The 4,478-nt window shown below is 47.4% G+C and carries 6 protein-coding genes and 1 pseudogene; all 7 read left to right on the top strand.

Annotation, left to right across the window (positions count from 1 at the left end; genetic code table 11):
- A partial coding sequence (locus tag PFU01S_RS22015; RefSeq protein ID WP_174435404.1) for an RHS repeat-associated core domain-containing protein occupies positions 1–888 on the top strand: 888 nt, incomplete at its 5' end.
- The gene (locus tag PFU01S_RS22010; RefSeq protein ID WP_081783979.1) at positions 885–1,349 is read left to right on the top strand and encodes a DUF4304 domain-containing protein; all 465 of its coding nucleotides are present in this window, start codon (positions 885–887) and stop codon (positions 1,347–1,349) included. The genes PFU01S_RS22015 and PFU01S_RS22010, both read left to right, overlap by 4 nt.
- A 12-nt stretch (positions 1,350–1,361) precedes the next feature.
- Positions 1,362–1,625, top strand: a complete 264-nt coding sequence (locus tag PFU01S_RS22005; RefSeq protein ID WP_081783980.1) for a PAAR domain-containing protein — start codon at positions 1,362–1,364, stop codon at positions 1,623–1,625.
- 272 nt (positions 1,626–1,897) lie between these two features.
- On the top strand, positions 1,898–2,851 hold the full coding sequence (locus tag PFU01S_RS22000) for an RHS repeat-associated core domain-containing protein (protein ID WP_219859730.1): 954 nt from the start codon (positions 1,898–1,900) through the stop codon (positions 2,849–2,851).
- A gap of 377 nt (positions 2,852–3,228) precedes the next feature.
- Entirely contained in the window at positions 3,229–3,603 is a 375-nt protein-coding gene (locus PFU01S_RS21990; RefSeq protein WP_125922804.1) for a polymorphic toxin type 47 domain-containing protein, read from the top strand.
- A 7-nt stretch (positions 3,604–3,610) separates the two neighbouring features.
- Positions 3,611–4,054, top strand: a complete 444-nt coding sequence (locus PFU01S_RS22255; protein WP_125922803.1) for a DUF6756 family protein — start codon at positions 3,611–3,613, stop codon at positions 4,052–4,054.
- 104 nt (positions 4,055–4,158) lie between these two features.
- A pseudogene (locus PFU01S_RS21305) lies at positions 4,159–4,478 on the top strand (RHS repeat domain-containing protein); the annotation flags it as partial.

Genomic DNA, 4,478 nt, shown 5'->3' with positions numbered 1-4,478 from the left:
TGGTTCACCTGGGAAGGTGACACGCTCGCTACGGAGTGTCGTGATCGGGAGGAACGGGGTGGCTGTACGACCCATTACGTTTTCGAACCGGGCACATTCGTTCCAGTTGCGCAGGCGGTAATCAACTCCACCCTTGACCTGTTGCCGCAACCCGCATACGGCGATCACTACAACATTAATCGCGATCCGGTGTGGCTACACAAACCAAATCCAACATCTGTAGATACATTCGCGTGGTACCAGTGTGATCAGTTAGGCACTCCTATGGAGATTACTGATGCAAGCGGAAAAATTGAGTGGTGCGGCACTTATAAAACCTGGGGTCAGGCCATACAAGAAAACACAGAAAAGGCTAAAAAAACCGGCATTGGCAACTCCCTACGATTTCAAGGACAATACTATGACATTGAAACAAACCTCCATTACAACCGATATAGATACTACGACTGTCTAACCGGACGTTTTATATCGAAAGACCCAATAGGATTTCATGGCGGATTGAATTTATACCTATACGCCTCAAACCCAACCATGTGGACTGACCCACTGGGGCTGGCAAAATCCTCAACTAGCGGCCATAGTTCACATGCAAAAACTGGTCAAGTCTTCCACAACGACATGAATAGATTCCCCTATCCGCCTGGCTATGAAAGGGAACGTAAAATCGGAAGTGCCGGTAGAGCGGATGCATTGTACGCGGCAGAATGCAGCATAATTGAGAGAAAATGCACGTGCAGCACACGAACAATTAGGCGAGGAGAAGCCCAACTCCGCCGATACTGCGACGAGATGAAAAACAGAACAGGCAAAGATCACGAAGGGATATTAGACATACTAGACCCAAAGACCGGTATCAGAACACTCAGGACGGTGATAGAAAAACCATGAAAAGAGAATCAATTAAAACTATATTTAAACGCGCCGCAACTAAATTTGAATTTAGCGGAGACGATAGTACATTTTTCTTAAAAATGAATGATAAATACTTAATTGTAAATCTTCAAAAATCATCCAGCGGGAAGAGTTTCTATATAAATTGCGGAATAAGCTTCATCGAATTACTCTGTGACGAGGAGCTCCAACACTCTCCCACAACAACTTTCGAAAACAAAGCCAATCGTTTCCCTGCTCATGTAGATTTTCGTGTGGAGAGCATACCACACACAACTATCAAGCAAGATCAAATTGACTCAGCCTCAACAAATCAGAACACTCAAGAAATAGAGAAAATATTGCAGGCCGCCCTGCAATCAGTGATTTCTTTTACTCAACAACACGGATCTCGCGAGGAAATCCGACGCCTAAGTCAAGCCGAAAAATTCAACGCAATAATAAACAAAGAAGTCTAAGGATGCTTTATTGTGAATAATCTAGTGAGAGTTTATGACAGCACCAGCCATGGTGGAGTCGTAAAAGAAGGGATCCCACATACTATCCTCAATGGTAGACCTGCAGCGGGCAAAGGCAGCATGGTTTTTTGCCCTCTATGTAAGGGTGAGTTTCCAATCATCGAAGGCAGCTCCACTTACCGAGTCAACGGCGTGCCCGTTGCCCTCGACGGCATGAAAACCGCCTGCGGCGCCAGCTTGATCGCCAGCGCCTCACACGGGAGCGTTCATCGTTGAAACCATGAAACCGAGATGAGTCGGCAAGCAACAGGCATCAATCACCACGCCTGTTGTCGCCGCTCTCAACACAAATACAGTCCTAATCAGTCCGTACGCCGGTTCATCTCCGAGCGTGGGCTACTGCAATGCCATATACCTGTTACTTTCAAAAATACGGCCACTTTTCAGCTCCCAATGGGATGCTCGGACCGCACGATTGGCAAGGGGTAGGCTTATCGGATTGATTTGACTTAATAGTCACTGTGCCAGTTGTCGCAGTAACTACGGCTTTGTCCGAATCCATATACCTTCTTAATTTAGAGAAATTGCCTACACCTATTTCAGCCCACTTTGCAGCGACCTGGAATGGATTCCCCGCTACGGTCTTGCGTGCACTTTATTGCCGCGCGCCCCAGTACGCACCGGGCACATTCGTTCCAGTTGCGCAGGCGGTAATCAACTCGACGCTCGACTTGTTACCGCAACCCACCTACGGCGATCAGTACGACATTGATCGGGACCCGGTGTGGCAGCACAAGCGGACCGCAACGCCGGTAAACACGTTTGCCTGGTATCAGTGCGACCAGCTCGGCACTCCCATGGAAATCTCCGACGAAAATGGCCAGATCGTTTGGACTGGCATCTATGACGCTTGGGGGTTAGTCAAACTGCCGGATGGAGCTGGGAAACCTCAGCGGGCCAAAGCCCGCAATCCGCTTAGATTTCAGGGACAGTATTTTGACACTGAAACTCTACTCCATTATAACCGCCATCGATACTACGACCCTTGGACTGGTCGATTCATTTCGAAAGACCCAATAGGTTATTCTGGTGGCCTTAACCTATACTTCTTTGCACCCAACACTATTCAATGGCTGGATCCGCTGGGCCTTGCACGCATCAAGAACTCAGTAGAGGGAGACCGCCGCCACAAAACAGTCAATGAAAGATTGAGAAATCAATACCCAGACGCAACTATACAGTGTGAATGCTACCTACGCGACTCAGCAGGAAACTCTGTATTTGATACAACAGACACAAATACCAGGCGCCGTATTGATACCGTAGTTATCGAGGATGGCAAAGCTCAGACGCACGAAGTCACAAGCCTTACCGCCAAGAAAGTAGCTCAGGCTGCTAAAGAAAGAATGATAATTGAAAACGGTGGAACATTCATACGAGATCGTACAACAAAAGACCTAGTACCAATCACAGGCCCGTCAATCATTATTAGAGAACCTTGAAAATGAAATCAGACCCGCTCATCTGGGCAACCATAGAATCAGAAATTCAACGATATAAAATTCTTGACAACGAAAACAACTTAGTCCCAGACGAGACAAATCAAAAAATCGTAAAACGAATACTAACCGCCCTTCGATTATTCTTTCAATATAACAACCTGCTCAATATAAACATAATTAACCAAAGTGGAGAAATAATAGATGGGGAACTTAGAATGAGCCATTTCACCAGAGAAGGAATGGAATTACAAAAATCGAAAGTGCCGAACTGGCTTGAGTCAAAGGGGGCGAAGAAGAATCCTCCTGACATGTCGATTCTAAGCAAGCAACTAGAGACGATCAGATCGTCCAGATAATCGTAACCTGAAGGAACGCAGATGAAAGCCATTATTCGCCAAAGGGACAGTACCACTCATAATGGGACCGTAATCGGATCCATAGCACATACCCACCTTAATGGAAAACCCATAGCTGGTAAGATGGCATTCACGAATGCGGGGATGGATGACCCAGCTAAAATCTCATTTTCGAAAGTCGACCCAGAGACAGGAACCATTGTAGAGTTCAAAGGACCTGGAGGAAGCAAAGTTGCTTACGACGCTCCCCACGCTGACATGGACCCCAAAAACGGCCACGACAAGCCTCACGTCGGCTGGCAAACTGCAGGGAAAAGAAATAAATGCGGATGTGGGGACAGGGGCAATATAACATATTCTGGCCCTCAGCACCCACACCGACCTGACCAGAAGTGAGAACCCAATGACAGATACAGATTTCACATTACCTGAAGAGTTACTCAAGGCTTTTGAAGATCAGGGAATATCATATGAAGAGCCAACAAGAAAGATAGAAATCCTGTCGGAAATACAAGCAAAATTCATTATAGGGAATCCGCGAGCCTGGTGGATATCACTTTCCACCGCACCAACAGTTCGAACCTTCCATGACAACACTGGACACCTGCATCTGTGTAAGTTAGCTCCGGACCACTCTGGAGACATTTGGTTTATTATCGATGAAGACAACGAAGAGAAACTAATTTTCAGCGCCCCACTCAACAAAATACCATCAGTACTCGAAAATTGTAGATTCTTTGAATACTATATAGTGGACAAGGATTTGAAATGGATCATTGCAGAAAACGACCACGGCGACCTCTTACTTAGCCAAGCGGATTCTACACAACCCCTAATTACCCCCTAAAGGCCTGCCATATAGATCTTTAACAACCGAGTATTTGTCACCAGGTCTCCGCGGAGTGTACCTCTAACTCACTCCGCCAAGACCTCGACCTTACGGTTGATTTTATGGCGTTCATCAAGGCTCGAGCCTGCAAGCAGAAGGCGTACGACACCTTCGGGCAACTGACGAAGCTGATCGATGCCGCGGGCTATCTCAGCAGCCTGGTGTATCCCGACAAGACCCGAGACCGTTTTGAGTACGACGCCGAAGGTCGTCTGCTCACCTACGTCGATGCCCTGCACCGTCGCACCACCTGGAGCTACAACGAAGCCGGGCTGATCCAACAGCGCCTAAACCCCGATGCTTCCACCCTGTATTACCACTGGGACAAGCTCGGTCAGTTGGTACGCCTGCGCAACGAGAACAACAGCGAGGCCAGCTTAAA

Origin of the sequence: Pseudomonas fulva NBRC 16637 = DSM 17717, assembly GCF_000730565.1 — a bacterium.
GTDB lineage: Bacteria > Pseudomonadota > Gammaproteobacteria > Pseudomonadales > Pseudomonadaceae > Aquipseudomonas > Aquipseudomonas fulva.
The sequence above is the reverse complement of the archived record's forward strand: the minus strand, read 5'-3'. Positions and strand labels throughout refer to the sequence as shown.